Source organism: Corynebacterium sp. UD i78, from assembly GCF_056280545.1.
In genome coordinates, this window is the sequence record NZ_JBWCED010000001.1 from 2,141,724 (window position 1) to 2,166,418 (window position 24,695).

Sequence of the window (24,695 nt, forward strand, 5' to 3'; positions counted from 1 at the left end):
GCATCACGCAGTCTGAGGCTGGTTTCGACCCCTCCCCACCCACCTGACACTGCGTGCTGCCGACATCACGCAACTAGTATCTCCACTGAACGTTCATTCACGTCATTGATACCTGAGGAGATACCGTGCGCCCTACCCGCTCCATCACCGGGAACACCCCGCTTCGCCGATTCACCGCAGCGACTCTCGGCCTGCTGACCAGCGTCGCCATCGCCACCGCCCCGTCCGCCGGAGCCGTCCCCGGACCTCAACCGGCACCGAACTGGTCCGGCCTCGATGTCACCGGTGGGGTCGCCCTGCCCGGCACACCGGGTGTCCCGGTCGGGGAGGTTCCGTTGTCGCCGGAGCTCGGGTTGTCCGGGGCCGGGGCACAGCAACGCTTCGTCTATTCCACCGTCGACCAGCACGGTGAGGAGGCGGCGTCCACCGCGGCGGTGTTCCTGCCCGCCGGTGAGGCTCCCGAGGGCGGCTGGCCGGTGCTCGCCTGGGCGCACGGCACCACCGGGCTGGGCGACAACTGCACCCCGTCGGCGCAGGTCCGCAGCGACCGGGACGCCGCATTCCTCAACCACTGGCTGGAGCAGGGCTACGCGGTCGTGGCCTCGGATTATGCGGGGATGGGGACGCCGGGGCTCATGAGCTACCTCAACGGGAAGGTCACCTCAGCCAATGTGGTGGACTCCGTCGCCGCGGCCCGGGGTCTCGACTCCGTCGGCGCGAAGTTGTCGGGCACCTGGGCGGTGATCGGCCAGTCGCAGGGTGGTGGCGTAGCGCTGCATGTCGCCCACAAGGCCAGTGCCCGCAGCGCGGAGGTCGGACTGGACTACCGGGGTGCGGTGGCCACCGGCGCGCCGGCCTACGTCGAGGAACTGGTGCTCGCGGGGTCGCCGTCGTTCCCGCCGGTCGCACTGCCGGACACACTCAGCGCGTACGTCGCGTACATCCTCGCCGGGTTCCGGGAGGCGCACCCGGAGGTCGACCTGTCGTCGGCGTTGACCGAGGAAGGACGCCGCGTCGCCGATCTCGCAGAGACCGCTTGTCTGGGAGAGATGTCGGAGGAACTCAGCGGGGAGGTCCTGTCCGGGCTGTTCAACCGGCCGCTGCGCGAGATCCCCGGGTTGGCTGCGGCGCTGCGTGACTACATGGCCACCCCGACCGACGGTTACGACAAGCCGGTGTTCCTCGGGCACGGGTTGACGGACATCGACGTGCCCTCCCCGATCGGTATCGCCCTGAACTCGGAGATGTGGGTCAACCAGTTCGCCGGATCGAATGAGCAGGTGGAGGTGCACTGGTACCCCACCGACCACAGTGGGGCGATGGTGGCCTCTGTGCCGGACTCCGCGCCGTTCCTGCAGCGCATCATGGGGTAAGTGCCTTCCCTGCTGTCCCGCGCACATGTCCGCATCACGCATGTCCGCATCACGCATGTCCGCATCACGCATGTCCGCATCACGCAGCCTGAGGCTGGTCTCGACCCCTCCTCACCGACCTGACACTGCGTTATGCCGACATCCCGGTCACGACACCCCGTCTCACCCTGCCTTCACCAGCCACCAGCGGTCAACACCGGAATCGGGCGTGCAGTACAACTGCCACCAGTACCGGGAGACGGAGATCAGGTACCTGACACCCGCGCCTCGGTACTGGTAGCGACCATGCTGCACGCTCCGTACCGGTAGCGACAGCGTTCCTCACTCACTCGGTAACCTGACCGCTTTCACGGCCCGGCGACGGAGACAGCAGAGCGGGAGCCGACGGTCACTTCGACGAGGACCCCCACTTCACCCGGCGTTCCAGCCGGCGCGTCCGGCCCGCCACCGGTGACCTCGTGACACTGCGTGAGCGAGGCCCCGTTGGATTCGGCGATCTCGGCCGCCCTCCCGCAGGCCTCCGACACTCCAGAGCTGACCTGCACGGTAGCCGCAGACAGGGAGGTGAGGTCGGCGGCGGCGTCTGCCCGGTGTTGCTGGACCAGCCCGGTGACCTGCAGTCCGAGGAAGGTCGCGATGGCGATGATCCCGAGGATGACGCCGACCCCGGCGACAGTGGCGGAGCCGTCCTCATCCCTCCCGCCCCCTCCGTCCCCGAAGACAGCATCATCGCGGGGGCTCACTGCGACTCCGCCGCCGGCTCGGCGACGATCACGGCAGTCGCAGAGAGGTCGAACAGACGCCCGGGCCGGGTGACCTGCACGGTAATGAGGTCTGTGCCCGTCCCATCCCCGCCGCTGCTCACCGAGACCCGCGCGTCGGCGTCCACCCCAGAGACCACACAGGACGCCGCCCCGGACGCATTACCCGGATCCAGCGCTGCGGCGCGGGCGGCGTCGCGTGCCAGGTCCACGGCCCCGAGGTAGGACGCCACGGTCACGATCCCCGCGACCACCAGGCCGACCACGACAGTCAGCGCGGTGAACATGATTGCGGCCTCGACCGTGACGTAGCCGGCGTCGGACCTGTCACTGCGTGTTGAGGGCACGTTCGAAGATCCCGCTGAGGGCGGACTCGACGGTGTCGGAGGTGACGACAAGGTAGAGCAGGGCACCGAGAGCCGCTGCTGCGACACACCCCAGGGCGTACTCGATGGTCGACATGCCGAGGTCATCTCCCAGGAAGCCGCCGCTGTCGTCCTCGTCTTCAACGTCTTCAACGTCTTCAACGTCTTCAACGTCTTCAATGTCGATGTCATCGGTGATCTGGGCGGCGGGCAGCTCTTCGTCCCAGCCGTCGGGTTCGGGGTCGGTGTCCCAGTCGCCGAAAGGGTCCGGTGGGGTGACGTCGGTGGTGTTGTCGGTGGTGTTGTCGGTGGCCTTGTCGGTGGCCTTGTCGGTGGCCTTGTCGGTGGCCTTGTCGGTGGCCTTGTCGAGGTCAGGTTCGTCAGTGGTCAGGGTGGTCATCTTGGTCTGTGCGGTCGGTGCGGACATGGTCATGTCCCCTTTCAGTTCAGTGTTCGGTTCAGGTGTCAATGGTTGTGCTGGTCAGATTCCGGCAAAGCCCACCACCAGCGGGATGAGCCCCACGAGGACGAATGCGGGCAGGAAACACAGGGTCAGCGGTGCCGCCACGACGACGAGCACCCGTTCCGCCCCGGCCAACGACGCATCCGCCGCCTCCGCCCGCAACCGTGTGGCCTGCGCCCGGACGCCGTCGGCCAGCCGGGCCCCGTTGCGGGAACCGGATTCCGCCAGCCGGGCGACCGGCCCGAGGTGCGGGTCGTCCCGCAACGGCTCCCAGGCCTCCGCCCCGGCTCCGAGGGCGAGCAGTGCCGCGACCGTCCGGACGCAGTCCTCCTCACCGCGGTCACCGCCGACGCCTCCATCGCCTCCGTCGGCATCCTGTGCCCCGGCGTCAGCGTCCCCGCAGGTCGCGGCGACATGCCAGGCCACGGACACCGGCAGCCCCGAGGACAGTGATTCGGCGAAGAGGTCGAGCAGGCGGGCGGCGTCCAGTGGGGAGGGACCGGCGCGTCGACCCACCCCGCCCAGCACCGTCACAGTCAATGACTCGGTCCACAGTGCCCCGGCGCATCCCAGCAGTACCCCGACGACCAGCAGCAGGACGCCGAGCACATTGCCCACCAGGAACACTCCCGGATTCAGTCCCATCGACTGACCGAGGGCCAGGGCGCCGAACGGCAGGAGCAGCAGGATCGTCTCGGTCAGCCTCGCCCCGGCAAGGGCACTGGAGGTGTGGCTGAGGTGGGTGAGCCGGGCATCCAGGTCAGCACGCAGCCGGTCCATGAGTCGGCCGAGGGCGCTGCCGTGGCGGTTCGCAGACGCCCAGACGTTCAGCAACCGCTCCACATCCGGATCCACGGATGACTCTCCGTCGGCAGAAGTCCCCTCCCCCGGTTGCGCCCCGAGGCGCACCCGCCGCACTTCCACCGCCAACTGCTCGACGAGCTCACGGCCGACTCCCCGGGTGTCATCCACTGCAGCGAGGGCGTGACCCGCGGCGTCCACCGGGAAAGCCCCGACCCCGAGTTCACGGGAGAAGGCGTCGACGATCGAGCGCAGCGTCCTCGTGCGGGCACGCTCGGCGGCGAAGCTGCGGACGCGGCCGAGGATGCGGTGGGCGGTGAAGCCGACGGGCCCGAGCACCCCGGCGACGGCGACGACGGTCAGCATGCGTCCCACATCCGCTCCACGGCCAGACCGTCAGCGCCACCACCACTGCCACCACCACTGCCACTGCCGCTGCCACTGCCGCTGCCACTGCCGCTGCCGCTGCCGACCACGAAGCGTCCGATGCTGGTGACGCGCCGTCCGGCCGGGGTGCGTTCGACATGCACGACCACCCCGATCCCGTCAGCGACCTGACGGTCGACCGCGGCGTCCGGCAGCCCGGCAAGTGCGCCGAGGGCACGCAGGCGACCGGGGACGGCATCCACCCCGTTGGCGTGGACGGTGCCCGCGCTGCCCGCGTGGCCGGTGTTGAAGGCGAGCAGTAGTTCGGCGATCTCGGCACCGCGGATCTCCCCGACGACAATGCGGTCGGGGCGCATCCGCAGGCTCTGACGCACCAGGGTCCGGACGTCGATCTCACCGGCACCGTCGACTCCGGCATCGCGGGTGCGCAATCCGAGGACGTGCGGGTGGTCGGGGAAGAGTTCGGGGGTGTCCTCGACGAGCAGGATCCGTTCGCGTTGCGGCACCTCGGCCAGCAGCGCGGCGAGCAGTGTGGTCTTACCTGCACCGGTGCCGCCGCTGATGAGGATGCTCTCACGGTCCCGGACCAGGTCGCGCAATAGGTCACCGATCTCCGGCGGGAACAGGCACGCCTCCTGCAGGGAAGCCAACGACCGGTGGGACGCCGACAGTGCCCGCAGGCTCACGCATGCCCCCTGCCCGGCCGGCGGGGCGAGGACCGCGTGGACGCGCACGGCCTGCGCCGCCACGCCCGCCGGCAGATCGGTGAGGACCCCGTCGGCGAAAGGCCTCACATCGTCCAGCCGCACCCCGCAGGCCGTGGCCAGGCGGACGGCGATCTCCCGGCACCGGGCGGTGTCCCCGATGACCAGGTCGGTGGGTTCCATGCCGGAGCCACGGTCGACCCACACTGGGCCGGGTCCGTTGAGCAGGACATCGGTGACCTCGGGATCAGCCAGCGGCACCGCCAGCTCTCCCAGGCCGGAGAACTCACGGGCCAGGGAGCGGACGTCATCGACGATGCGCAGGTCGGTGTCGCCGTGCTGGACCCGTTGGACGGAGACCGCGATCTCGGCGGGGGTCGGGGTATCCACCCCGCGGCGGGCAAGGTCGTCGCGGACCCCGGCGAGCAGTGCATTCACGGCTGATCCCGGTTCATATTGTCGGCCAGCGTGGTGACCAGACGGGCGGCGGCGGTTCCGGCGGCGCCCGTGGACTGACCCGGCCCGAAGTCCCCGCGGTCGGTCTCGGCGGTGAGGAAGGGGTCGTCTTCCCAGGTGACCTCGGGTGCACGCCCGAGGAGGGTGAGGGCGTCGTTCCACTCGAGGTCGGTCCGGGGCATCTCGCGCAGGACGATCGCTGCCCCGGGGATCTGCGCCAGGGCACGACGTCCGGCCATTGCCCCGGGCACGGTCGCCGGAACGACGAGGACAGGTCGTCCAGTCACTGCTCCAGCCACCTCTTCCCCGCTCCACCGTCCGCAGTCGCGGACCACGGGCATGGCGGTGTCCAGGTAGTCAGGCACCGGACCCGTGCCCGACAGGACAGCCACATCCCCGCTCCACGGCAGGTCACGTAGCATCGCGGCAGTGAGCGTCGAAGTCCCGGCGAGTTCCGGCAGGCGGCGCCCGGTCGTGTTCTCCAGGCCGAGGAGGTGGTCGAGGGAGCTGTGTCCGGAGGCTTCGATGAGCAGGGCCTGGCCGTCGCCGCCGAGTGCCGGGTCAGCGAGTGCTCCGGCCAACGCTGCGGCCAAGGTGCTGGCCCCTGCCCCACCGACCGCTCCGTAGACGGCGAGATCCGGATAGTCCGTGGCCCCCAGATGGGCGGCGAGGTCGGTAGCCTGCCCGGGCAGGTGGAACACCCGTCCACCACCGAGGTCACCGGCATCCCCGGTGCCGTCGGTGACCGTCACGGTCCGCACGGCGATGCCCTGGGCGATGAGATCGGCGGCGGCATCAGAAGACGCAGACGCGGCGTCCTGCAGCAGGATGACGGACCCCGTGCCCTCAGGGAGCGTCGCGTCCGGATCCCAGGTGACCAGAGAGCGGCCGGTGACGGCGACGATGAGTGTGGTCTCCTCGACGAGTGCCGGTGTGGCCACGGTGGTGACTACTGGTGCCGGTGGTCGTGGCGGGCGGTCGGAATGGTTTCGGTGTCTTAAGGTCCCCAACATAGGGGTGGAGCGTGCCAGGCTCCCCCGGATCCGGCAAGAACAGGCGCTTTCCCTGTGGACAACTCTCTTCCGATTCGTACGGTTGCCTGTGGACAACTCATCGAGGTGTAACACCTGTGACTGGTGGGACGTATTGTAGGGGCGTGACGTCAGTCCCCGAAGAGAGCACCGATCTCATCGACATCCCCGACGCCGCGCAGGTCGCCACCGACCCCGGCGTCGATCCGTCGCGCGTCCTCGCTGTCTTCGACCTGGACAAGACCGTCATCGACACCTCCGCATCGATGGCGTACCGCAAACCGCTGGCGGACCGGGGCCTGATCACCACCGGCGAGATGCTGCGGCTGCTGCTCATGCTCGGCAACTACAAACTCGCCGGCCACGACGACGAGTCGATGGACGCGACGAAGGACGCCCTGGTCGAGATGGTGAAGGGACGCCGCGCCGCCGACCTCGCCGAGGTCGCCCACGACGCCCTGCACGAGGTCATCGTGCCGTTCATCTACGCCGAGGCCCGGACCCTCATCAAGGCCCACCAGGCGGCCGGCCACCGGGTGGCGATGATCACCGCGTCCGCCCGGTTGCTGGTCACGCCGATCGCCGAGGAACTCGGGGTGGACCACCTCATCGCCACGGAGTTGACCGTCGCCGAGGACGGCACGTTCACCGGCGAGGTGCCGTTCTTCTGCAAGGGAGCGGCGAAGGTGAAGGGCCTGCATGACCTGGCAGGACGCCACGGGTACGAGCTCGAATCAAGCTACGCCTACACCGATTCGGCAACCGATCTGCCGCTGCTGGAGGCGGTGGGGCATCCCGTACCGGTGAACCCGGACAAGGCTCTGAAGAAGGAGGCCGCTGCCCGCGAGTGGCCCACGGTGACCTTCAACCGACCTGAGCCGCTGTTCCACCTACCGGAGAAGAGCGGCGTGATCGCCGGGGCGTCCGCGGGGCTGGCGCTGATCGCCGCGCTCGCGACCGGACTGGTGGTGCGCCGCCGCGGGCGGTGAGGTGGGCCCCTGTACCGGTCAGAGCCTTCCGGTAGATCCAGAGGCGTAAAACATGCTGGCAGGACCAGTCGCTACCAGGCGGAAGCCCCGGGAAACCGGGGCTTCCCGCATACGGGGAGGAAACATGCAGGGGTTCGTGGGGATGGCGGCTGCTGCCCGACTGGAACCGTACCGGGAGTTCTGACGCGCCGCAGGCAACGTCGAGCCGGGTCACGCCGCCATCAGCGCGCTCTACTCGTGGCAGGTCACCATGGCATCGGCATGGTATGGAGTGCTGCCGCACGGGGAAAGGCGGATCCCACATTCGGCGATCATCCCCGGCACGGAATTCCTGTCAGTCATGACGATCTGGTTTCACGGCTTACCTGGGAAAACCGGTGCACCTGCTCCCCCATGAGCCCCCGACACCGGATTCGAGGACGCATCGACTGTCCTCCGGCCTCCCCCGCAACGAGCATCTCTGGATGAATGCTCTGACGAGAGCCTTCCCCCACGCTGAGCACGTGGCGGGAACACGACTGTGGAGAGCATCAGCGGTAGCACGGCCCCACCCCGTACCAGACGAGGTCGCTCCCGGATACGCCGTTGCCGAAGCCCTCGAACGACTTCGCCGCCTGAGAAACCGGGTGAGCCATCACGAACATCTGCTCCGGATCAGCCACATAGATCAGGTACAGGGACGCCCTCAACCTGGTGCGGTCGCTATCCGCGGAGGCATCCCATGAGCTGGAGGCACGATCGAGGGTTCAGGGAATCTCGCAGATGCAACCGGCTCCGTGATAATCACGGAGAGTACCGGGGACACCTGACGGTCTTCCCCCCGACTGAACCCCACTTCGCCCGGGGTTCTCCCACCGGAGCCGCCCAGGCATGGCAGAATGGCCCACAGTCAACACGTACGGACAGGGAGAACACGCAGTGAGCAAGGACACCCAGAAGGACAACGGCTTCTTCAGCGACGCCGAGAGCTTCACCCCGCAGGTCAGTAACATCCCGCTGGAGGACGCCGCCGCCGGCCGCACCCCCGGCATCGGTGAGCTCGTGCGGGACGCCTCCACCCAGGTCTCGTCCCTGATCCGCTCGGAGACCGAGCTGGCCAAGACCGAGATCGCAGGTTCGGCGAAGAAGGCAGGCATCGCTGCAGGTCTGCTGGGTGGCGCGGGCGTCATCCTCGCCTACAGCTCCTTTTTCTTCTTCTTCTTCCTCGCTGAGCTCCTCGACAACTGGATGCCGCGCTGGGTCGCCTTCCTCGTGGTCTTCCTCATCATGTTCGTCCTCGTCGTCGTTCTGGCGCTCGTGGCGGTGAAGTTCATCAAGGGTGTGAAGAAGCCCGAAGCGACGATCGACTCGGTCGGCAAGCTCAAGACCGTGATTCCGAGCTCCGGCTCCTCGGCCTCCTCCTCGGACGACGCCGGCATGTTCACCTAGACGCCGGACCCCTTCCGTGAACTCCTCCCCCGCCCCGGAGCACATCTATGTGCACACCCGGGGCATTCGTCTGCATGTCGCCGTCACCGGCCCGCGTACCGCGCCACTGGTCCTGCTGATCCACGGCTTCGGTGGCGGCTGGTTCGACTGGACCGAGCTGATGCCCGAGCTGGACGCCGCCCCGGTGCGCCTCGCCGCCGTGGACCTGCGCGGCTACGGGAAGTCGGACAAGACTCCCCGCGGCTACGACCTGACCACTGCCGCCTCCGACATGTGCGGGGTCATCCGCGGCCTCGGCCACATGGACGCCCTCGTCGTCGGCCACGGTGAAGGCGGTCTGATCGGCTGGACCATGGCCGCCCACGAACCGGAGCGGGTCCGGGGTCTGGTGACCCTGGCGTCCGCCCACCCGCGGGTGGTGGCCCGGTCAGTGCTGCTGCATCCGGTCTCCCAGTGGCCGCGACTGCGGTCCTCGATGTTCGCCCAGCTGCCGCGCTGGCCGGAGCACCGTCTGCTGCGCAACAACGCGGAGAAGGCCGTCAAGACCTTCCGCTACAGCGCCGCCCCGGGCTTCCGCGACACGGAGACCTGCGCCCGCCACGCCGAGCTGCGCCGTGAGGCGATGCAGGTCGACAAGGTCGCCCACCTGTCGTGCGAGTACCGGCGGTGGACGGTGCGCAGCCGGTTCCGCCCCGAGGGCGGGCACTTCGACCGCTCCCTGCCGAACCACACCGCCGCGCCTGTGGTGTGTGTCGACGGTTCGATGGACCGCTCCTACAATGCGAAGATCGCGAAGCGGTCCGCCGCCCGTGGCGGCAAGGGCTCCCGCACCGAAGTGCTCTACGGTGTGGGACACTTCCCCCACATCGAGGATCCGGCGGCCGTCGCGCGGATCATCCTCGGCGTTGAGTGAGCCTGCCTGCCCCGGACAGTCTCTTGTCCACCTGTGTGTCCGGCCAGCGACAGACGTCTTCCTTCTGTAGCTGATCAGAGACACGACGCCGGTGACTCGCACGCCTGACCCAGCAGGCGCTGGCAGACAAGGCCCATGTGTCGCGCAGTGCTGGGGCCGGATGGTCAGGACGGTGGACGACATCTGTCTCCGTGCGGCGCGGATCCAACTTTTGTCGTCAAACGACGACGATGGAGAAGTCGTCGGACGGCGACATCGTGAACGGGACGCACTCCCGCCGTCCCCCGACGTGCATTGATAGGCGAGGCGACCAACGCTTCCCGAGGTCGGCATCCCATCCTGCGCAGCGGCATCTGCTCCTGTCGCCCACGCCATCCGAGGCGACAGGAGCGGATGCCGCTGTGCACTGAGCACTGCCACCCGCCACCATCACCCTGTTCCGCCACGTAGTGCTCCCCTGCCGCGCCAGGTAGAGCCCCTACCCCGCCACGCAGGAACGCGTGTCCACCGTGTCCACATAGTCCGCGTCATACCCGCCGGGCTGCCCGACATGGTCCAGCACCTCGGCCTTCGACAGGGCGTAGCCGGTCTCCGAGTCCTCCACCGCGGCACCGAAGACCAGGCCGATGACCTCACCGGCGGCATTGATCACAGGGCCACCGGAGTTGCCCTGCACCACCGTGCCACGCAGCGTGTACGCCTCCCGGTCAACCCGCGAATCGGCGTAGATGTCAGGACCGGACACGGTGAACAGGTCCCGCACCCGCGCCGGCGTCGCCTCGAACGGCCCACCCAGCGGGTAGCCCATCACCACAGCGTCATCATTGGGGGCGGCGACCCTGTCAGCCCAGTTCAGCGGCGTCAGACCCGTATTCCCGGGGACCCGCAGCAGCGCCACGTCCTCCTGCGGGTTGTAGTAGACCACCTGCGCGTCGAACTCGCCGTTGACGGTCTCGATGCCGACCACGTCGGTACCGGCGACCACGTGCGCATTCGTCATCACGGTCTCGTCGTCGACCAGGAACCCGGAACCCTGCAGAATCTTCCCGCACTGCTCCGCCTGACCCACGACCCGCACGACCGACGGCTTCGTCACCGCCACCTCAGGGGACGCCGCCAGCCCCACGTCCGGCTCCCCCACCTCGACGACGGGAACGTCGTCGAAGGGGTCCGTGACCGCGGGGAACCCGGAGTCGGTGAACAGTGTCGAGGTCCGGTTCGGCAGTGCCTGCAGCCACTCCGGGGCGATGTCACTGACCCCGCGAAGAATCTTCGACCCGCGTACCGAAGCGCCCAGGTCACCGGAGTTGTTGCCGGTCACCGGCACAACCACCATCCAGATCACCAGCAGAGTCGTGACGACCTGCACCACCGAGCCCACCGCTGAGTCCGCACGCAGCAGCGACCGCGTCCTGATTCCGTCACGCAGCTTCAGCCCCACCCAGGAGCCCAGCGAGTAGCCCAGCACCACGCCACCGGCGACCACGATGATCGCGACGAAGAAGCGGGCCGAATCGTCATTGACCAGGTCCAGGGCATGCGGCAGCAGTTCCAGGGCCGCCCAGCCGCCACCGAGCACACCGACGAGCGACAGCACAGCGGAGAAGCCCGCCCTGCCGCCACCCGGTGAACAGCGCGCCGACTGCGGCCAGGGCGATGATGCAGTCGACGATCGCGGAGCCCGTCACCGGAGATCCTCCGGGGTCAGGTTCTCACCGTTCCGGGAATTCGCGATCGCGTCGAACAGGTCCAGCACCGGAGCGGTCTCCGTCCACGGCTGCTCCCAGCCGCCGAGCTTCAGCAGCCCGTCGACCACCGCACCGGTGAAGCCCCACAGCAGGTAACCGTCGACGTCGAACGCCGGGGACTTCCACACGTCCGCCCCGGGCAGGCCCAGATGCATCCGCCGCTCCGGGTCGACCAGCTCCGCGACGGGCACATTGCGCACCCAGTCGCTCTCCGCGGTCATCGGCGCGACAGGCACCGGCCTACGCCAGTAGCCCAGCACCGGGATCACGGCGTGGTTCGTCCGGTCGATGTACAGCGGGTCCATCACCGCCAGCGGGTCCACCCCAGCAGCGTCCAGACCGGTCTCCTCGGTCGCCTCACGCAGCGCGGTGGCGACGGGGTCGGCGTCGGTGGGCTCGCGGTGACCGCCGGGGAAGGCGATCTGCCCGGAATGGCTGCGCAGCGTCGGTGTGCGGTGGGTCAGCATCAGCGTCGGATCCTGACCCTGCTCCTCACCGAGCAGCACCAGCACCGCGGACGGACGTGGCGGCGTCCCGTCCGGGCCGAGCTCCGGCACCGTGCGGTTCATCCCGTGGATACGGACGTCCGTCTCCGGACGCCGCACCCGGTCAACCAGGGGTTCGAGCCAGTCCGGCATGGATGTGGGCAGCTCCGGCTGACGTCGCCCCTCAGCGAGCCAGTCGCCGAGGGACACGCCGGAGTTGTGGTGGAGCGCGTCTCGTGTGGAAGTCATGGAGCCGCCAGTCTAGCGGGTCAGACCGCGGCACCCATAAGTTCCTCGAGCTGCTCCACCGAGGTGATCTCCCCGGGGTGGAAGGACGCCCGGCTCCCGTCCGCCCGGTAGATCACCGAGACCGGGATGACCGAGGGCAGTTCGGCGGCTACCGCGAAGGCCCCGTCGCTGTCCTGGAACGCCGGCAGTCGGGCGTCCAGATCCGCCAGCAGGTCCGCGCCGGCCTGCCCCTGACCGTTGGCGTGGACGCCGACGATATTCCACTCCGGGTGCTTCTCCGCGGCCTCGGTGAGCACGGGCAGTTCCGCCCGGCAGGGCTGGCACCACCAGGCCCACACATTGACCAGCGTGGGCTTGCCGGCCAGGGCCTGTGCCATCGAGGTCTCCGCGGTGCTGCCACCGTCGGTGAGGCACGGCAGGACGACATCCGAGAGTTCGGAATCCTGGGGGTCAGTCCCGTCACCGGTCGGGCAGTCGATGCGCTGGGCGTCCGCGACGGTGTAGCGGGTACCGGTGGCGTCCGCCGGACCGTCGGGGGCATCGGTCTCCTGGACTCCGGAGGTCACTGCAGAAGTCTCGGGAGTGGACGTCCCGGCGTCCTCCCCGGTCAGCGAGATCACCACCGGCACAGCGGCGACGCCCAGGCCCACGACCACGGCGCCGGCGAGCAGCGCGATGCGCGCTTTGTCACTCACGCCGTCACCAGCTTCCCGGCGTCCGCCACGTCCATCGGGCCCTCGGTCCCCGCCGACGGGCAGCGACGGGCGAGGACGCAGACCCCGCAGGCTGCCTTGCGGGAGTGGCACACCTGACGACCGTGGAAGATGAGCCGGTGGGAGAACATTGTCCACTCCTTCTTCTCCACCATCGCGGTGATCTCCCGCTCGACGATGACCGGGTCGGTCTCCGTGGTCAGTCCGAGACGGCGGACGAGGCGTCCTACATGCGTGTCCACCGGGAAACCGGGCACACCGAAGGCGTTGCCGAGCACCACGTTCGCGGTCTTGCGTCCCACCCCGGGCAGCTTCACGAGCTCCGTCAGCGTCCCCGGAACCTCGCCGTCATGTTCCTCGGCGATCGCGGCACCCATCCGGATAAGGTTGGACGCCTTGTTGCGGAAGAACCCGGTGGGCCGGATCAGTTCCTCGAGGGTCTCCCGGTCTGCGGCGGCGTAGGACGCGGCGTCCGGGAACGCGGCGAACAGGGCCGGGGTCACCTGGTTGACGCGCTTGTCCGTACACTGGGCCGACAGCACCGTGGCCACCAGCAGTTCCAACGGGGTCGTGTAGTCCAGTTCGCAGTGTGCGTCCGGGTACTCCTCGGCCAGTGTACGGTTGATCCACCGGGTACGTCGCGTGCGTGCCAGAGGGGATTCGGGGGTCGGGACGGACATGACGCCCCAGTCTAGTCGTCCGAGTTTCACCCCTGGTCTCCCCGTGACCGTTCACACACTGTATTCTGTGCGGTAAACCATGCTGCCGGCTGGTTGTGACCAACCTGTCACCTCCGCCGACAACGGCAATGCAGCTTCTACAGGAGTCTAACGAGTAATGGGCGAAGTACACGAGATCCTATCCCGTGCAGGCATCTTCCAGGGTGTTGAGTCGGCGGCCGTCAACACGCTGATCGAGCAGCTGGAATCGACGACCTTCCCCCGCGGCACCACCATCTTCGACGAGGGGGAGCCCGGTGACCGGCTGTTCATCATCATCTCCGGCAAGGTGAAGCTGGCCCGTCACGCCCCGGACGGTCGTGAGAACCTCCTGACGATCATGGGACCCTCCGACATGTTCGGTGAGCTGTCCATCTTCGACCCGGGCCCCCGCACCTCTGCGGCGGTCTGTGTCACCGAGGTCACCGCCGCGACCATGGACTCCCAGATGCTGCACGACTGGATCCAGGCCCACCCGGAGATCTCCGAGCAGCTGCTGCGCGTGCTGGCCCGCCGTCTGCGCCGCACCAACAACGCCCTGGCCGACCTCATCTTCACTGACGTCCCCGGCCGTGTCGCCAAGGCCCTGCTGCAGCTGGCGAACCGTTTCGGCGTCCAGGAGGGTGGTGCGCTGCGCGTGCACCACGACCTGACGCAGGAGGAGATCGCCCAGCTCGTCGGCGCCTCCCGCGAGACCGTGAACAAGGCACTGGCCGAGTTCGCCCACCGTGGCTGGATCCGCCTGGAGGGCAAGTCCGTGCTGATCTCGGACACCGAACGCCTGGCAAAGCGCGCCCGGTAGCTCCTGGCGTTCCCCTTGTGAGGGCCGACCCGTTTCCCGGGTCGGCCCCTTTGTCATGCAGGCGTAATGCCGGAGCCCGTACACAATCGTCAAGTTTTCGCACTCGGCGTTGTATCGGATTCCCGGATCCGTGCCGATCGTGTACGCACTCCCCGGCCACCGCCGCCCACTTGCCGCCGACGACTTAAGTAGGCAGACTGGGCTACCGAGAGATGCGAAGAACAAGTACCCACGAAGTGCACCGAATCCCCGGAGGCCTGCCTTGAGCACCACCACCCCACGCCGGCGCCCGGCCAGGACGAAGATCCTCGCCGCCGCCGAGGAACTCTTCTACACCCGGGGCACCGCCGCGACCGGAATCGACACCGTCACCGAGCACGCGAAGGTGGCACGCAAGAGTCTCTACAACAACTTCGCCTCGAAGGACGAGCTCATCGCCGCCTGGCTGGAGCAGCGTCATGCCGACTGGCTCGCTTTCTACGTCGCCCGGCGCGACACCGTCACCGCCACAACCACCGGGGCCACAACCGCTGATACCGATGGCAGCACCGCCCACCCCGCCCTCGCGGTGTTCGACGCCTACCTCGACCACGCGGCGTCCTCCGGCCCGGACTTCCGCGGGTGCGGCCTGCTCAACACCGCCGCCGAGTACCCGGCTGATTCCCCGGTCCGCGACGTCGTCCGCCGACACAAGGAAGAGGTCGAGCAGCTGCTCGCCGAGGACGCACCTGAGGACGCGGAACTCCTGTCCTACCTCCTGGAAGGTGCCGTGACCCGGGCCGGGCTCGACGGCACCCCGGACCGGCTGCACCGGGCACGCGACATGGCGTCCACCATCCTCGCCGCACGGCAGAACGACACATGCCGGAACGATGCACCCCGGGCCGACAGGTGAGCACCCGGCCCTCCCCGTCCACCCTCCCGGCTCTGCTCGCGGTGATGACCACCGCCGTGCTCTGGGGTACGACGGGCACCGCCGCCACCTTCAACGAGGGTGTGGGACCGCTGGCCACCGGTGCCGCGGCCCTGGGCATCGGCGGCATCCTCCAGGCGCTCATCGCCCTCCCCGACCTTCGCCGTCACCGGAACACTCTCCGTGACCGCTGGGGCATGGTGGTCCTCGGCGCGCTGGCGGTCGTGGTCTACCCACTGACCTTCTACAGCTCGATGCACCTGGCCGGGGTAGCGGTCGGGACGGTCGTGTCCCTGGCGTCCGCCCCGCTGTTCGCCGGCGTCCTGGAGTGGGTGACGACGCGGCGTCCTCCCTCCCGTCGGTGGTTCCTGGCGCTGGTGCCGGGCGTGATCGGTGCAGTCCTGCTGTGCACCTCGCACGGCGGTGGGTCCGGGACGGTGGACGCCGACGACGTGGTCCCCGGCGTCCTGCTGGGACTGCTGGCAGGCGCGTCCTACGCCCTGTACTCATGGGTGTCGTTCCAGCTGATGATCACCACCTCAGGACGCCCCGTCAGCCGCGGTGCGGCCATGGGCTCCGTCTTCGGCCTGGGCGGCCTGATGCTCCTGCCGGTACTGGCGCTGACAGGTGCACCGATCCTTGACTCGTGGCAGAACATCGGCGTGGCGACATACATGGCGCTGGTGCCGATGTTCCTGGGCTACGTGCTCTTCGGGTACGGACTGACCCGGATGAACCCGTCTACGGCGACGACGGTGACGCTGTCGGAACCCGCTGTCGCCGCGCTGCTGGCGGTCGTGGTTGTCGGTGAGCAGCTCAGTGGCTCCGGCTGGGTCGGTATGGCGTGCGTCGCCCTGGCGCTCGTCGTACTTGTCGCACCCCGCCCCAGAGCCCGGCGCAGGACGCAGCCCGGAGCTCAGCCCCGCCCGGCGTCGAGACGGCGCAGCACCGCTGCCAGGTGAGCATTCTCCGCGGCATCCGGCAGGAGGTCGGTGAGTATCTCCGTCCACACCGCACGGACGCGGGAGAGATTCTCCGCCGAGAAAGGGGTCGACCGGATACGCACCATACGTCCGTCATACCCATCGCGGGTGCGCTCGATGATCCCCTTGGCCTCCAGGTGAACGCAGGGTCGCACTCATGTTGCTGCTCTTGAGATTCAGTGCAGCGCGCAGATCTGTGGGGATGTTGCCCGGCTCGTCGTCGATGCGGGTCATGGGCAACGCCACCTCGCTGGCGCTCAGCGCGGTGCCGAAGGCCTCCGGTACCGGGTCCGCCTCCCCTAGTTCGTCGACAGCCCCAGGTAATGCAAGGTCACGCGGGTGGACTGCTTCGCCGCCGAGCGCAGCACCGGGTCGACGTCGGTGTAGATCTCGTCGACGATCTGACCGACCGTGGCGTCCTCCCCGAGCTTCTTCACCGCCTCGGTGACCTGTGTGATGCGCTGTTCACGACGGTTGATGTACTTCTCGACGACCTCCGCGGCGTCCTCCCGGTCCGGACCGTGACCCGGCAGCAGGCGGACGCCGTGACTGCGCTTGTCCAGCATTCGCAGCGAGTCGAGGTAGTCCCCCAGGTCACCCGAGGTCTCCGAGATCATCGTGGTGTGGCGTCCTGCCAGAGTGTCGCCACTGATGATGCCCTCGACATCGTCGTCGGTACCCGCCGCACCACCGGCACCGTGGATGAAGAAGCAGAGGGAGTCCCGGGTATGGCCCGGCGTCGCGACGACCTCGATGGTGGGGGTGAGACCGTCGAAACTGATCAGCTCCCCGTCCTCCAGCACCTCCCCACCAGCACACCAACGCTTGTCCGCGGCACGGACCGGCGCACCGGTGAGCTGACGGAACCGCGGAGCACCATCAGCATGGTCGCCATGGTGGTGGGTGAGCAGAATCAGGGCGATTTCCGCGCCCGCGGCCTCAGCCTGCGCCTGCAGCACATTGAGATGGCCCTCATCGTGCGGACCCGGATCGACGATCACCGCGACACGGTCCCCCGGGGCCCGGATGATCCACGAGTTCGTACCTTCGAGAGCGGAGTAGCTGGGATTGTCACACAGCACCACTCCGGCTGACGGAGTGACGGGACGCAACTGGCTGTAAGCGGGATGCTCCATGCCCCCGATCCTACGTCGAATCAGGGACCGACTGTCGGAGATACGGGGGTAGGTCCGGGGTATCCGAGAGGATACGGTCCCCCGGCGACTCCCCTACTCCGCGACGCGGACGATGAGCTCGACCTCGACCGGGCTCCCCAGCGGCAGCTCGGCGACGCCGACGGCACTACGGGCATGGGCACCGGCGTCACCGAAGACCTCACCGAGCAGCTCGGATGCACCGTTGACGACGCCCGGCTGACCGCCGAAGCCCGGCGCGGACGCCACGAAGCCGGCGACCTTGACGACCTGGACAACCTTGTCGATGCCGACGAGGGAGTCGATGGCAGCGAGAGCGTTGAGCGTGGCGGTACGGGCGTAGGCCTTGGCATCGTCCGCAGAAACCGGGGCGCCGTCGCCGACGGAACCGGTGGCGGGGAGCTCACCGTCAGTGAAAGGCAGCTGACCGGAGGTGAAGACCAGGTCTCCACTGCGCAGGGCCGGGACATAGGCCGCGACCGGGGCAGCGACCGGCGGCAGGGTGATGCCGAGTTCTTCGAGGCGGGCGGAGACGCTGCTGGCCATGTCTACTTCTCCCGCTTCATGTAGGCGATGTGCTGCTCTCCCGTCGGGCCGGGCAGTACGGTGACGAGATCCCAGCCGTCCTCCCCCCAGGTGTCGAGGATCTGCTTGGTCGCGTGGGTGAGCAGTGGAACGGTGGCGTATTCCCAAGTAGTCATGCGCGCCAGACTACTGCACCGGAACTACTCCGCGGACTGTGCGGCGGTGGAGGCGAGCTGACCGGCGAAGAAGTCGGCCCAGCTGGTGACCTCAGGGTGCTTGCGGAGCAGGGCCCGGCGCTGACGCTCGGTCATGCCTCCCCACACACCGAATTCGACGTTGTTGTCGAGTGCGTCGGCACGGCACTGCAGGACGACCGGGCAGTGACGGCAGATGGCGACGGCCTTGCGCTGGGCGGCGCCTCGGACGAACAGCTCCTCCGGGTCGACGTTGCGGCAGTGCGCCTGGGTGATCCACTCACCACGGTTGGTGAAGGACTCGCGGGTCGTGACCTGACCGGCTGCCCGGCGGACGACCGTGTCGGTGGCATCTGCACGCTCAACGGGACGGAGTGAAGTGGTCATCGGAGAGTCCTCCAGTGATTTCGGGGATACCGCCGCGGAAAACCTCCTGCGACGGGTCGATCGGAAACTAGGTGTAAGTGTATTCACACAGAATTAGAAGTGTCTAATGGCTCATACCGGTGCGGATTGTGGGACAGGTCACCCATCTGCCGCCGCCCGACCCCGCCGCTGATTGTGTGACCGCCACCACACATTCCCGCGCGTTCGTCAAACCCCCGGTCGGAAATCCATCATCCACGCAGGTCACTGAACTAGTATCAGAGGTGATACATCCCGCTCCCACTCCCCCCGTGGTCCCCCTACAGCACCTGACGACGACCGCACACGGATTCCAGGGCATTCGCCCGGAGCGCTCACCCCCACCTCTACCCCCGTCACATCGCACAGCGCGTCTCCGATGCTTCGCCGGACCCGTTCCAGCACCGGTCCAGCACCGGTCCAGCACCGGCCTCTTACCGGTCCAGTACCGCCGGAACGCGGGGAAACCGCGTCCCGCCGGATATTGTGGCCCCATGACAGGAACGGCCGAGAACCCCCAGCTGCCCCGCCTTTTGACCGCGGTGCTGCTCATCGCCGTGCTCACCGTCGTCGCCGCGCTGCCCGTCGTCGGCGCCGCCACGCTTGTCACCCGCGAAGCCAGCGACACCGTCAACGAGGACTTCCGGGATATCGACGCCAACGCGTCCCTCCCCCTGGTCTCGACCGTCACCGACCGCGACGGTAATCCCCTGGCCCGCCTCTACGACCAGCGCCGCTACCAGGTCGAGTCCGACAAGATCTCACAGAACGTGAAGGACGCCGTCGTCGCCATCGAGGACCGCCGCTTCTACGACCACGACGGCGTCGATGTCCGTGGCACGCTGCGCGCCCTGGTCGCCAACCTCACCAGCGGCGGCGTCGAACAGGGCGCGTCCACCCTCGACCAGCAGTACATCAAGAACTACCTCCTGCTCATCGAGGCCACCGACGACGAGGAGCGGGACGCCGCCACCGAGACCTCCGCCGCCCGCAAGCTCCGCGAGATGAAGCTGGCCATCGACCTCGACAACAACTACACCAAGGACGAGATCCTCGCCCGGTACCTCAACCTCGTCTCTTTCGGCAACGGCGCCTACGGCATCGAGACCGCGGCACGCACCTACTTCGGAACCACCGCCGCCGACCTCACCGTCGCCCAGTCCGCACTGCTGGCGGGCATGGTGCAGTCCACCACCAACCTCGACCCCTACACGCACCCGGACGCCGCCCTAGCCCGCCGCAACACGGTCCTCGACGCCATGGTCGACACCGGTGCCCTCAGCCCCGCCGACCGTGACACCGCCGCCGCTGAGCCCCTCGGGGTGACCGAGGAGCCTTCCACCGAGCCCTCGGGCTGCATCAGCGCCGGCGACTCCGGCTTCTTCTGCGACTACGTCCTCGAATACCTCGCCGAACACGACCTTCCGATCGAGGAACTCAGCCAGGGCGGCTACACGATCCGCACCACCCTCGACCCCGCCACCCAGGAGGCCGCCGTCTCCTCGGCGCGCAGCCAGGCCGCATCGGACGCCGAGGGCGTCTCCGTCTCCTCCAACTACATCGCGCCCACCGACGACGCCCACGAGGTCGTCGCCATGGCGTCCTCCCGCGTGTACGGGCTTGACGCCGACGCCCGCCAGACCGTGCTGCCGGTGACCCACTCCATGGTCGGCAACGGTGCCGGCTCCGTGTTCAAGCTCTTCGCCGCCGCCCGCGCGCTCGACGAAGGGCTCCTCGGCCTCGACGACACGGTCAGCGTCCCCTCCCGTATCGAGGTCGAGGGCATGGGCGACGGCGGTGCCGAGGGCTGCCCGCCCGGGAAGTACTGCGTGGAGAACGCCGGCAGTTTCAAGTCCTCCATGACCCTGCGCGAGGCCCTGGCCACCAGTCCGAATACGCCGTTCGTCGACATCGCCCAGAAGGTCGGCGTGACCTCGATGGTCGATCTCGCGGTGAAGCTCGGCCTGCGGTCCTACGCCGAGCCCGGCAGCTTCGACGGCGAGACCTCCGTGCAGGACGCCGTCGCCGGCTCCAACATGGGCTCCTTCGTGCTCGGCCCGCTGGCCGTCGACCCCCTGGAACTGGCGAACGTCTCCGCCAGCCTCGCCGACAACGGCCGCTGGTGCGAGCCGACGCCTGTCCTCGAGGTCACCGACCGGGACGGCAACGACGTCACGCCGGATGCCGCGGACTGTGAACAGGCCCTCGACAAGAAGGTCGCGAACGCACTGGCCAACGGCATGGGCGACGACGCCGGCAACGGCACCGCAGCCACCGCCGCAAAGAGCTCCGGCTGGAACGACCCGGTCTCGGCGAAGACCGGGACCACCGAGTCCAACCTCTCGGCCGCTTTCCTCGGCTTCATCCCGGGACTGGCCGGCGCGACCTACGCCTTCAACGACGGCGGCACCGTGGCGGAACTGTGCACCTCCCCGCTGCGTCAGTGCGGGGCCGGCAATCTCTTCGGCGGCAATGAGCCGGCCCGGACCTTCTTCCAGACGCTCACCGCGTCCGCCGGCCGCTACGGCGGCGGGAAGCTCCCGGACCTCGACAGGTCCTACCTGCACGGGCGGGACCGTCGTTAGACTGGCCGGGTGAGTACTTCTCCCCTGCGTCCCCGTCCTGCCCGGAAAACCGACCGGAAATCCACCCCGGCCTCCGCCCCGGGTTCAACTCTGCGCACCGCGGCGCGCGTGACCACCGCCGCCGGCGGTGTCGTCGCCGCCACGGGCGCACTGACCGCCGCCGGCGGACTGCTGGGGACCCGCGACTTCATCCTCCACGAGGTGACCGCCCCGGTCCTCGCCCCGGGTACCTTCGACCGGCTGCGGCGCTTCCACGCGGACGCCTGGCCGGTCGGACGCGACGATTTCACGATCCTGCATGTCTCCGACCTGCACATGCTGGACCACCAGAAGCTGAAACAGCGGTGGGTGGCGTCCCTCGACCAGCTGGACCCGGACCTGGTGGTCAACACCGGCGACAACCTCGGTGAAGAGCAGGCGGTGCCGGGCGTCCTGCGGGCCCTGGGGCCACTGCTGCGGCGTCCCGGCGTGTTCGTCTTCGGCAGCAACGACTACTACGCGCCGCACCCGGTCAACCCGTTCAATTACCTGCTCGGCAAGAAGAACCCGCCGAGCGAGGTCGAACTGCCGTGGCGTGGCATGCGTGCCGCCTTCCTCGAGCACGGCTGGCAGGACGCCACCCACCACCGCACCGATTTCGCGGTCGACGGTCTACGACTCGCTGTCGGCGGAGTCGATGACCCGCACCTCAACCGCGACGACTACGACGCTCTCGGTGGTGGCCCGAACCCGGAGGCCGACCTGGCGATCGGCCTGGCCCACTCCCCGGAGCCGCGGGTGCTCGACCAGTTCGCCGCCGACGGCTACCAGCTGGCGATGTCCGGTCACACCCACGGTGGGCAGCTCTGCCTGCCGGGCGGGCGGGCGATCATCACGAACTGCGGCATCGACCGGTCCCGGGTCTCGGGGCTGTCCCGCTGGTCCGAGCGGATGGCACTGCACGTCTCCAACGGGCTGGGGACGTCGAAGTACGTGCCCTTCCGTGTCTTCTGCCGCCCCTCGGCGACGCTGGTGCATGTCGTGGAGCGCCCGGCGGAGTGACACCCGACGCACCAGGCGTATGGACAGCGCCCTTACCAAGGGCCTGGCGATTGCCCTGACCAGCCGCTTTGCGCGATCCCCGCCGGGTCGCCTATAGTTTGTCCTCGTTGCGACACGGGACGCCATGTGAATGGTGACCGTGCCGTTCCAGACCGGGGTATGGCGCAGCTTGGCAGCGCGCTTCGTTCGGGACGAAGAGGTCGTGGGTTCAAATCCCGCTACCCCGACAGCCAGAGGAACACCCTCCGACCTTCACTACGGGTCGGAGGGTGTTTTCATTGTGCGGGTCAGGCGCTCCTGGTGTGGGACCGGTTCTCCTGAAGTGTCTCGTTGATCTCGAGTCCAACTTCACGGGTCCAGTTCAGAACCACCCTGGAGCACCGGAGCTGGGATGATCTACTCTGCGACAGTCACGCCGCCGAGCTCAACCGGACCCTGCGTCAGGACCGTCCGGCCGTCGCGCTCGACCAGGGTGCCCAGGTCTCGGCGGGTCACCGAGTCGTCGGAGGAGTTGTAGCCGTCGGAGATCTCGGCGGAGAGCACCCGGGTACCGTCTGCCCCGGAGACCACCCACGGGTCCTTGACCACGACATCGGCCATGGAGAACTTCGCCGTCGCGTGGACGGTGCCGCGGTACCGGGCCACACCGTCGGTGGAGGCGTCCGCGTCCAGCGACCAGGCCACCCGGTCACCGTCGAGCAGGGAAGCGCCGTCGCGCGGAGCCAGTTTGCCACCGGCGGTGTCCGCGGCCGTGGCCAGCAGCCCGGCGTCCAGGATGAGGTCCGGAGTCGGCTCGACCGGGGCATTCGCGCCCGGTTCGGCGGAGAAGCTCAGCGGCACGAAAATCTCCTCGGCGGCGTTGACCGACCCGGCGGCGGGGTACACGTAGACCCCGAAGTTGTCACCGGGGGTCTCCGCCGGCGGATCGACGACGATCCGGGCAGTGAAGGTGCCGTCGGTCTCCATGCGCTGGGATTCCCGTGCGATAGGCGTCCGCATGTCCGGGGCGGTCGGAAGGGCATTGAGGGAGGAGTCCGGCAGCACCCAGGCGAGCTGGTCGTGCGGGTGGGTGCGTGCCTCGCCCGGCGCACCCTCGGACGGACGCCAGTCATCGTCGAAGCCGGAGTAGAGGACGTACACACCGTTGGGGACGCCAGGGATGATCGGCATGACGAAGCCGCCACGGTTGGCGTCCGGAGAGAAGCCCTCACCGTGCACCAGCAGGACGTCACCGCGGTGCACCACGGTGCTCTCAGCGACGGGTGTGCCGTCCTCGAAGGTCACGGTCACATCGGGGTCCTCGGTCACCTGCGGGAAGACCGAGTCGGGGACGGTGGGCAGGGCGGCGGACGCCGGGCCGGCCACGACGGCTGCGGACGCCAGGGCGACGGACACGGTGGCCGCGACAGTGGCGGAAATACGGAGAATACGGGAGTTGAACGTCATGACGTGAGCATAACCTCACCTGATGCCGGTTCAGAACTCCTCGTACACCGCCGGGTCCTGGTCCTTGCGTCGTCCGTCGGGGCGCCCCAGCCCGGTGATCGCCGCAACCTCGTCCGCCGAGAGTTCAAGCTGCAGAGACTCCAGGTTCTCCCGCTGCCGGGCGGTCGAGGACGCCTTCGGAATCGCCACGGCACCGCGTGACCGGTGCCACGCGAGGATAACCTGTCCGGGGGTGGCACCATGGGCGGCCGCCGCATCCACCACGGGGGCCGCGTCCAGTACCTCGCCGCGGTTCAGCGGGCTCCAGGACTCAGTGATGATGCCGTGGTCGATGTTCCACGCCAGTGCCTCGGTCTGCGGGAACTCGGGATGCAGCTCGATCTGGTTGACGACGGGCAGTTCCCCGGTCTCGCGTTCCAAGGTCTCCAGGTGCTCGGGCAGGAAGTTGCAGACGCCGATGTGCTTGACCAGGCCACGGTCACGGGCCTCGATCAGCGCCTTCCACGCCTCGACGTAGAGCCCCTGGCCGGGATTCGGCCAGTGGATGAGGTAGAGGTCGACCGGGCCGATACCCGATCGCCACACGCTTTCCTCGACAGTCGCCAGGGCGTCCTCCCGGTGCTGGTAGCGCCCCGGGAGTTTGCTGGTGTAGACGATCTCGTCACGGTCGACGGTGCCGGCGGCCACCGCGTCGCGGATACCGGCACCGACGGTGCCTTCGTTCTCGTAGTTGTAGGCGGAGTCGATCAGTCGGTAGCCGTTCTCGATCGCGGAGGTGACCGCGGCGCGCCCGGCATCGCCCCGGAGCTTGTAGGTACCGAAGCCGATCGACGGCAGGAGGAGTTCGTCGGAAATCATGTGACCGATGGTAGGACCTCTGTGACCACCTGCGCAGCACCCTGGCGGGAGCCAATGTGAGGTGTTCGACGATCACCACCCGTGACCTGCAGCGCAGCCGGTGACCGTCGCCTGTTACAGTAGAACCGTTGCCTGCCGGCCCCACAAGGTGTATCGCGTTCACGTCAACCGGTGCTGACCTGCGGTCGGTGTCGCGCGAACCCA

Annotated in this window: 26 protein-coding genes and 1 tRNA gene; 10 read left to right on the top strand and 17 right to left on the bottom strand. The window is 68.4% G+C overall.

Annotated elements, in window-relative coordinates; translation table 11 throughout:
- Positions 1-125 precede the first annotated feature (125 nt).
- Entirely contained in the window at positions 126-1,373 is a 1,248-nt protein-coding gene (locus tag ACZ9GM_RS10075) for an alpha/beta hydrolase (RefSeq protein WP_476037753.1), read from the top strand.
- Between the two features lie 347 nt (positions 1,374-1,720).
- Here ACZ9GM_RS10075 and ACZ9GM_RS10080 read toward each other — a convergent pair whose 3' ends face one another.
- Genes ACZ9GM_RS10080 through ACZ9GM_RS10105 form a run of 6 tightly spaced genes read right to left on the bottom strand, consistent with a single transcriptional unit; the run spans position 1,721 to position 6,251 of the window.
- Positions 1,721-2,116, bottom strand: coding sequence for an Rv3654c family TadE-like protein (locus ACZ9GM_RS10080; protein ID WP_476037754.1), 396 nt, complete (start codon positions 2,114-2,116; stop codon positions 1,721-1,723).
- A complete protein-coding gene (locus ACZ9GM_RS10085) occupies positions 2,113-2,481 on the bottom strand; it encodes a TadE family type IV pilus minor pilin (protein ID WP_476037755.1) in 369 nt (122 codons plus the stop codon). Before ACZ9GM_RS10085 ends, ACZ9GM_RS10080 begins: the two co-directional genes overlap by 4 nt.
- Entirely contained in the window at positions 2,462-2,926 is a 465-nt protein-coding gene (locus ACZ9GM_RS10090; protein WP_476037756.1) for a DUF4244 domain-containing protein, read from the bottom strand. Before ACZ9GM_RS10090 ends, ACZ9GM_RS10085 begins: the two co-directional genes overlap by 20 nt.
- 54 nt (positions 2,927-2,980) lie before the next feature.
- Positions 2,981-4,129: a type II secretion system F family protein gene (locus ACZ9GM_RS10095; RefSeq protein ID WP_476038342.1), complete on the bottom strand. Its 1,149-nt coding sequence runs from the start codon at positions 4,127-4,129 to the stop codon at positions 2,981-2,983.
- Positions 4,123-5,292 (bottom strand): TadA family conjugal transfer-associated ATPase, encoded by a 1,170-nt coding sequence (locus tag ACZ9GM_RS10100; RefSeq protein WP_476037757.1) that lies wholly within the window; start codon positions 5,290-5,292, stop codon positions 4,123-4,125. The genes ACZ9GM_RS10095 and ACZ9GM_RS10100 overlap by 7 nt, the downstream gene beginning before the upstream one ends.
- Positions 5,289-6,251, bottom strand: coding sequence for a CpaE-like family protein (locus ACZ9GM_RS10105; RefSeq protein ID WP_476037758.1), 963 nt, complete (start codon positions 6,249-6,251; stop codon positions 5,289-5,291). The genes ACZ9GM_RS10100 and ACZ9GM_RS10105 overlap by 4 nt, the downstream gene beginning before the upstream one ends.
- 215 nt (positions 6,252-6,466) lie before the next feature.
- On the opposite strand from ACZ9GM_RS10105, the gene ACZ9GM_RS10110 reads away from it, so the two are divergent.
- The 3 genes from ACZ9GM_RS10110 (at position 6,467) to ACZ9GM_RS10120 (ending at position 9,671) form a co-directional block, all read left to right on the top strand.
- Entirely contained in the window at positions 6,467-7,330 is an 864-nt protein-coding gene (locus ACZ9GM_RS10110; protein WP_291474336.1) for an HAD family hydrolase, read from the top strand.
- A 918-nt stretch (positions 7,331-8,248) separates the two neighbouring features.
- Positions 8,249-8,758 (top strand): phage holin family protein, encoded by a 510-nt coding sequence (locus ACZ9GM_RS10115; protein ID WP_291474335.1) that lies wholly within the window; start codon positions 8,249-8,251, stop codon positions 8,756-8,758.
- Positions 8,759-8,774: 16 nt separating this feature from the next.
- Complete coding sequence (locus ACZ9GM_RS10120; protein ID WP_476037759.1) at positions 8,775-9,671, top strand: alpha/beta fold hydrolase; 897 nt, start codon at positions 8,775-8,777, stop codon at positions 9,669-9,671.
- Positions 9,672-10,149: 478 nt separating this feature from the next.
- Here the strand turns inward: ACZ9GM_RS10120 and ACZ9GM_RS10125 are convergent, their stop codons facing one another.
- From ACZ9GM_RS10125 to nth, 4 genes are all read right to left on the bottom strand, one after another.
- On the bottom strand, positions 10,150-11,268 hold the full coding sequence (locus ACZ9GM_RS10125; RefSeq protein ID WP_476037760.1) for a MarP family serine protease: 1,119 nt from the start codon (positions 11,266-11,268) through the stop codon (positions 10,150-10,152).
- An 87-nt stretch (positions 11,269-11,355) separates the two neighbouring features.
- Complete coding sequence (locus ACZ9GM_RS10130) at positions 11,356-12,153, bottom strand: NUDIX hydrolase (protein WP_291474332.1); 798 nt, start codon at positions 12,151-12,153, stop codon at positions 11,356-11,358.
- A gap of 20 nt (positions 12,154-12,173) precedes the next feature.
- Positions 12,174-12,848: a TlpA family protein disulfide reductase gene (locus ACZ9GM_RS10135; protein WP_476037761.1), complete on the bottom strand. Its 675-nt coding sequence runs from the start codon at positions 12,846-12,848 to the stop codon at positions 12,174-12,176.
- Positions 12,845-13,546 carry an endonuclease III gene (gene nth, locus ACZ9GM_RS10140; protein ID WP_476037762.1) on the bottom strand — a complete coding sequence of 234 codons (702 nt, stop codon included), beginning with the start codon at positions 13,544-13,546 and terminating at the stop codon, positions 12,845-12,847. Before nth ends, ACZ9GM_RS10135 begins: the two co-directional genes overlap by 4 nt.
- 157 nt (positions 13,547-13,703) lie before the next feature.
- On the opposite strand from nth, the gene glxR reads away from it, so the two are divergent.
- The 3 genes from glxR to ACZ9GM_RS10155 all read left to right on the top strand — a co-directional run bounded on the left by glxR (position 13,704) and on the right by ACZ9GM_RS10155 (position 16,262).
- Positions 13,704-14,387, top strand: a complete 684-nt coding sequence (gene glxR, locus ACZ9GM_RS10145) for a CRP-like cAMP-activated global transcriptional regulator GlxR (RefSeq protein WP_291474329.1) — start codon at positions 13,704-13,706, stop codon at positions 14,385-14,387.
- A gap of 262 nt (positions 14,388-14,649) precedes the next feature.
- On the top strand, positions 14,650-15,282 hold the full coding sequence (locus ACZ9GM_RS10150; protein ID WP_476037763.1) for a TetR/AcrR family transcriptional regulator: 633 nt from the start codon (positions 14,650-14,652) through the stop codon (positions 15,280-15,282).
- Positions 15,279-16,262 (top strand): DMT family transporter, encoded by a 984-nt coding sequence (locus ACZ9GM_RS10155; protein ID WP_476037764.1) that lies wholly within the window; start codon positions 15,279-15,281, stop codon positions 16,260-16,262. Before ACZ9GM_RS10150 ends, ACZ9GM_RS10155 begins: the two co-directional genes overlap by 4 nt.
- On the opposite strand, the gene ACZ9GM_RS10160 is transcribed toward ACZ9GM_RS10155, so the two are convergent.
- From ACZ9GM_RS10160 to ACZ9GM_RS10180, 5 genes are all read right to left on the bottom strand, one after another.
- Positions 16,217-16,438 carry a hypothetical protein gene (locus ACZ9GM_RS10160; protein WP_476037765.1) on the bottom strand — a complete coding sequence of 74 codons (222 nt, stop codon included), beginning with the start codon at positions 16,436-16,438 and terminating at the stop codon, positions 16,217-16,219. The genes ACZ9GM_RS10155 and ACZ9GM_RS10160 overlap by 46 nt on opposite strands.
- Before the next feature lie 144 nt (positions 16,439-16,582).
- The gene (locus ACZ9GM_RS10165) at positions 16,583-17,419 is read right to left on the bottom strand and encodes an MBL fold metallo-hydrolase (RefSeq protein WP_476037766.1); all 837 of its coding nucleotides are present in this window, start codon (positions 17,417-17,419) and stop codon (positions 16,583-16,585) included.
- A 93-nt stretch (positions 17,420-17,512) separates the two neighbouring features.
- Positions 17,513-17,983 (bottom strand): RidA family protein, encoded by a 471-nt coding sequence (locus tag ACZ9GM_RS10170; RefSeq protein WP_291474720.1) that lies wholly within the window; start codon positions 17,981-17,983, stop codon positions 17,513-17,515.
- Positions 17,984-17,985: 2 nt separating this feature from the next.
- The gene (locus ACZ9GM_RS10175; protein WP_014010976.1) at positions 17,986-18,138 is read right to left on the bottom strand and encodes a hypothetical protein; all 153 of its coding nucleotides are present in this window, start codon (positions 18,136-18,138) and stop codon (positions 17,986-17,988) included.
- A gap of 24 nt (positions 18,139-18,162) precedes the next feature.
- The gene (locus tag ACZ9GM_RS10180) at positions 18,163-18,543 is read right to left on the bottom strand and encodes a WhiB family transcriptional regulator (RefSeq protein ID WP_141328520.1); all 381 of its coding nucleotides are present in this window, start codon (positions 18,541-18,543) and stop codon (positions 18,163-18,165) included.
- A 512-nt stretch (positions 18,544-19,055) separates the two neighbouring features.
- Between ACZ9GM_RS10180 and ACZ9GM_RS10185 the strand changes: the two genes are divergently transcribed.
- The 3 genes from ACZ9GM_RS10185 to ACZ9GM_RS10195 all read left to right on the top strand — a co-directional run bounded on the left by ACZ9GM_RS10185 (position 19,056) and on the right by ACZ9GM_RS10195 (position 22,414).
- Positions 19,056-21,146, top strand: coding sequence for a transglycosylase domain-containing protein (locus ACZ9GM_RS10185; RefSeq protein ID WP_476037767.1), 2,091 nt, complete (start codon positions 19,056-19,058; stop codon positions 21,144-21,146).
- Between the two features lie 90 nt (positions 21,147-21,236).
- Entirely contained in the window at positions 21,237-22,187 is a 951-nt protein-coding gene (locus ACZ9GM_RS10190) for a metallophosphoesterase (protein WP_476038343.1), read from the top strand.
- Between the two features lie 153 nt (positions 22,188-22,340).
- Positions 22,341-22,414 (top strand) — tRNA-Pro (locus ACZ9GM_RS10195).
- Between the two features lie 169 nt (positions 22,415-22,583).
- Here the strand turns inward: ACZ9GM_RS10195 and ACZ9GM_RS10200 are convergent.
- Together ACZ9GM_RS10200 and ACZ9GM_RS10205 are read right to left on the bottom strand one after the other, a co-directional pair.
- A complete protein-coding gene (locus tag ACZ9GM_RS10200; protein ID WP_476037768.1) occupies positions 22,584-23,633 on the bottom strand; it encodes an HtaA protein in 1,050 nt (349 codons plus the stop codon).
- A gap of 30 nt (positions 23,634-23,663) precedes the next feature.
- Positions 23,664-24,491 carry an aldo/keto reductase gene (locus tag ACZ9GM_RS10205; RefSeq protein WP_476037769.1) on the bottom strand — a complete coding sequence of 276 codons (828 nt, stop codon included), beginning with the start codon at positions 24,489-24,491 and terminating at the stop codon, positions 23,664-23,666.
- Positions 24,492-24,695 lie beyond the last annotated feature (204 nt).

Bases quoted from the DNA above. Each gene is read 5' to 3' on its own strand.
- ACZ9GM_RS10180 (WP_141328520.1), bottom strand. From the start codon at position 18,543: ATGACCACTTCACTCCGTCCCGTTGAGCGTGCAGATGCCACCGACACG.
- ACZ9GM_RS10090 (WP_476037756.1), bottom strand. From the start codon at position 2,926: ATGTCCGCACCGACCGCACAGACCAAGATGACCACCCTGACCACTGAC.
- ACZ9GM_RS10170 (WP_291474720.1), bottom strand. From the start codon at position 17,983: ATGGCCAGCAGCGTCTCCGCCCGCCTCGAAGAACTCGGCATCACCCTG.
- ACZ9GM_RS10185 (WP_476037767.1), top strand. From the start codon at position 19,056: ATGACAGGAACGGCCGAGAACCCCCAGCTGCCCCGCCTTTTGACCGCG.
- nth (WP_476037762.1), bottom strand. From the start codon at position 13,546: ATGTCCGTCCCGACCCCCGAATCCCCTCTGGCACGCACGCGACGTACC.
- ACZ9GM_RS10165 (WP_476037766.1), bottom strand. From the start codon at position 17,419: ATGGAGCATCCCGCTTACAGCCAGTTGCGTCCCGTCACTCCGTCAGCC.
- ACZ9GM_RS10175 (WP_014010976.1), bottom strand. From the start codon at position 18,138: ATGACTACTTGGGAATACGCCACCGTTCCACTGCTCACCCACGCGACC.
- ACZ9GM_RS10205 (WP_476037769.1), bottom strand. From the start codon at position 24,491: ATGATTTCCGACGAACTCCTCCTGCCGTCGATCGGCTTCGGTACCTAC.
- ACZ9GM_RS10200 (WP_476037768.1), bottom strand. From the start codon at position 23,633: ATGACGTTCAACTCCCGTATTCTCCGTATTTCCGCCACTGTCGCGGCC.
- glxR (WP_291474329.1), top strand. From the start codon at position 13,704: ATGGGCGAAGTACACGAGATCCTATCCCGTGCAGGCATCTTCCAGGGT.
- ACZ9GM_RS10130 (WP_291474332.1), bottom strand. From the start codon at position 12,153: ATGACTTCCACACGAGACGCGCTCCACCACAACTCCGGCGTGTCCCTC.
- ACZ9GM_RS10095 (WP_476038342.1), bottom strand. From the start codon at position 4,129: ATGCTGACCGTCGTCGCCGTCGCCGGGGTGCTCGGGCCCGTCGGCTTC.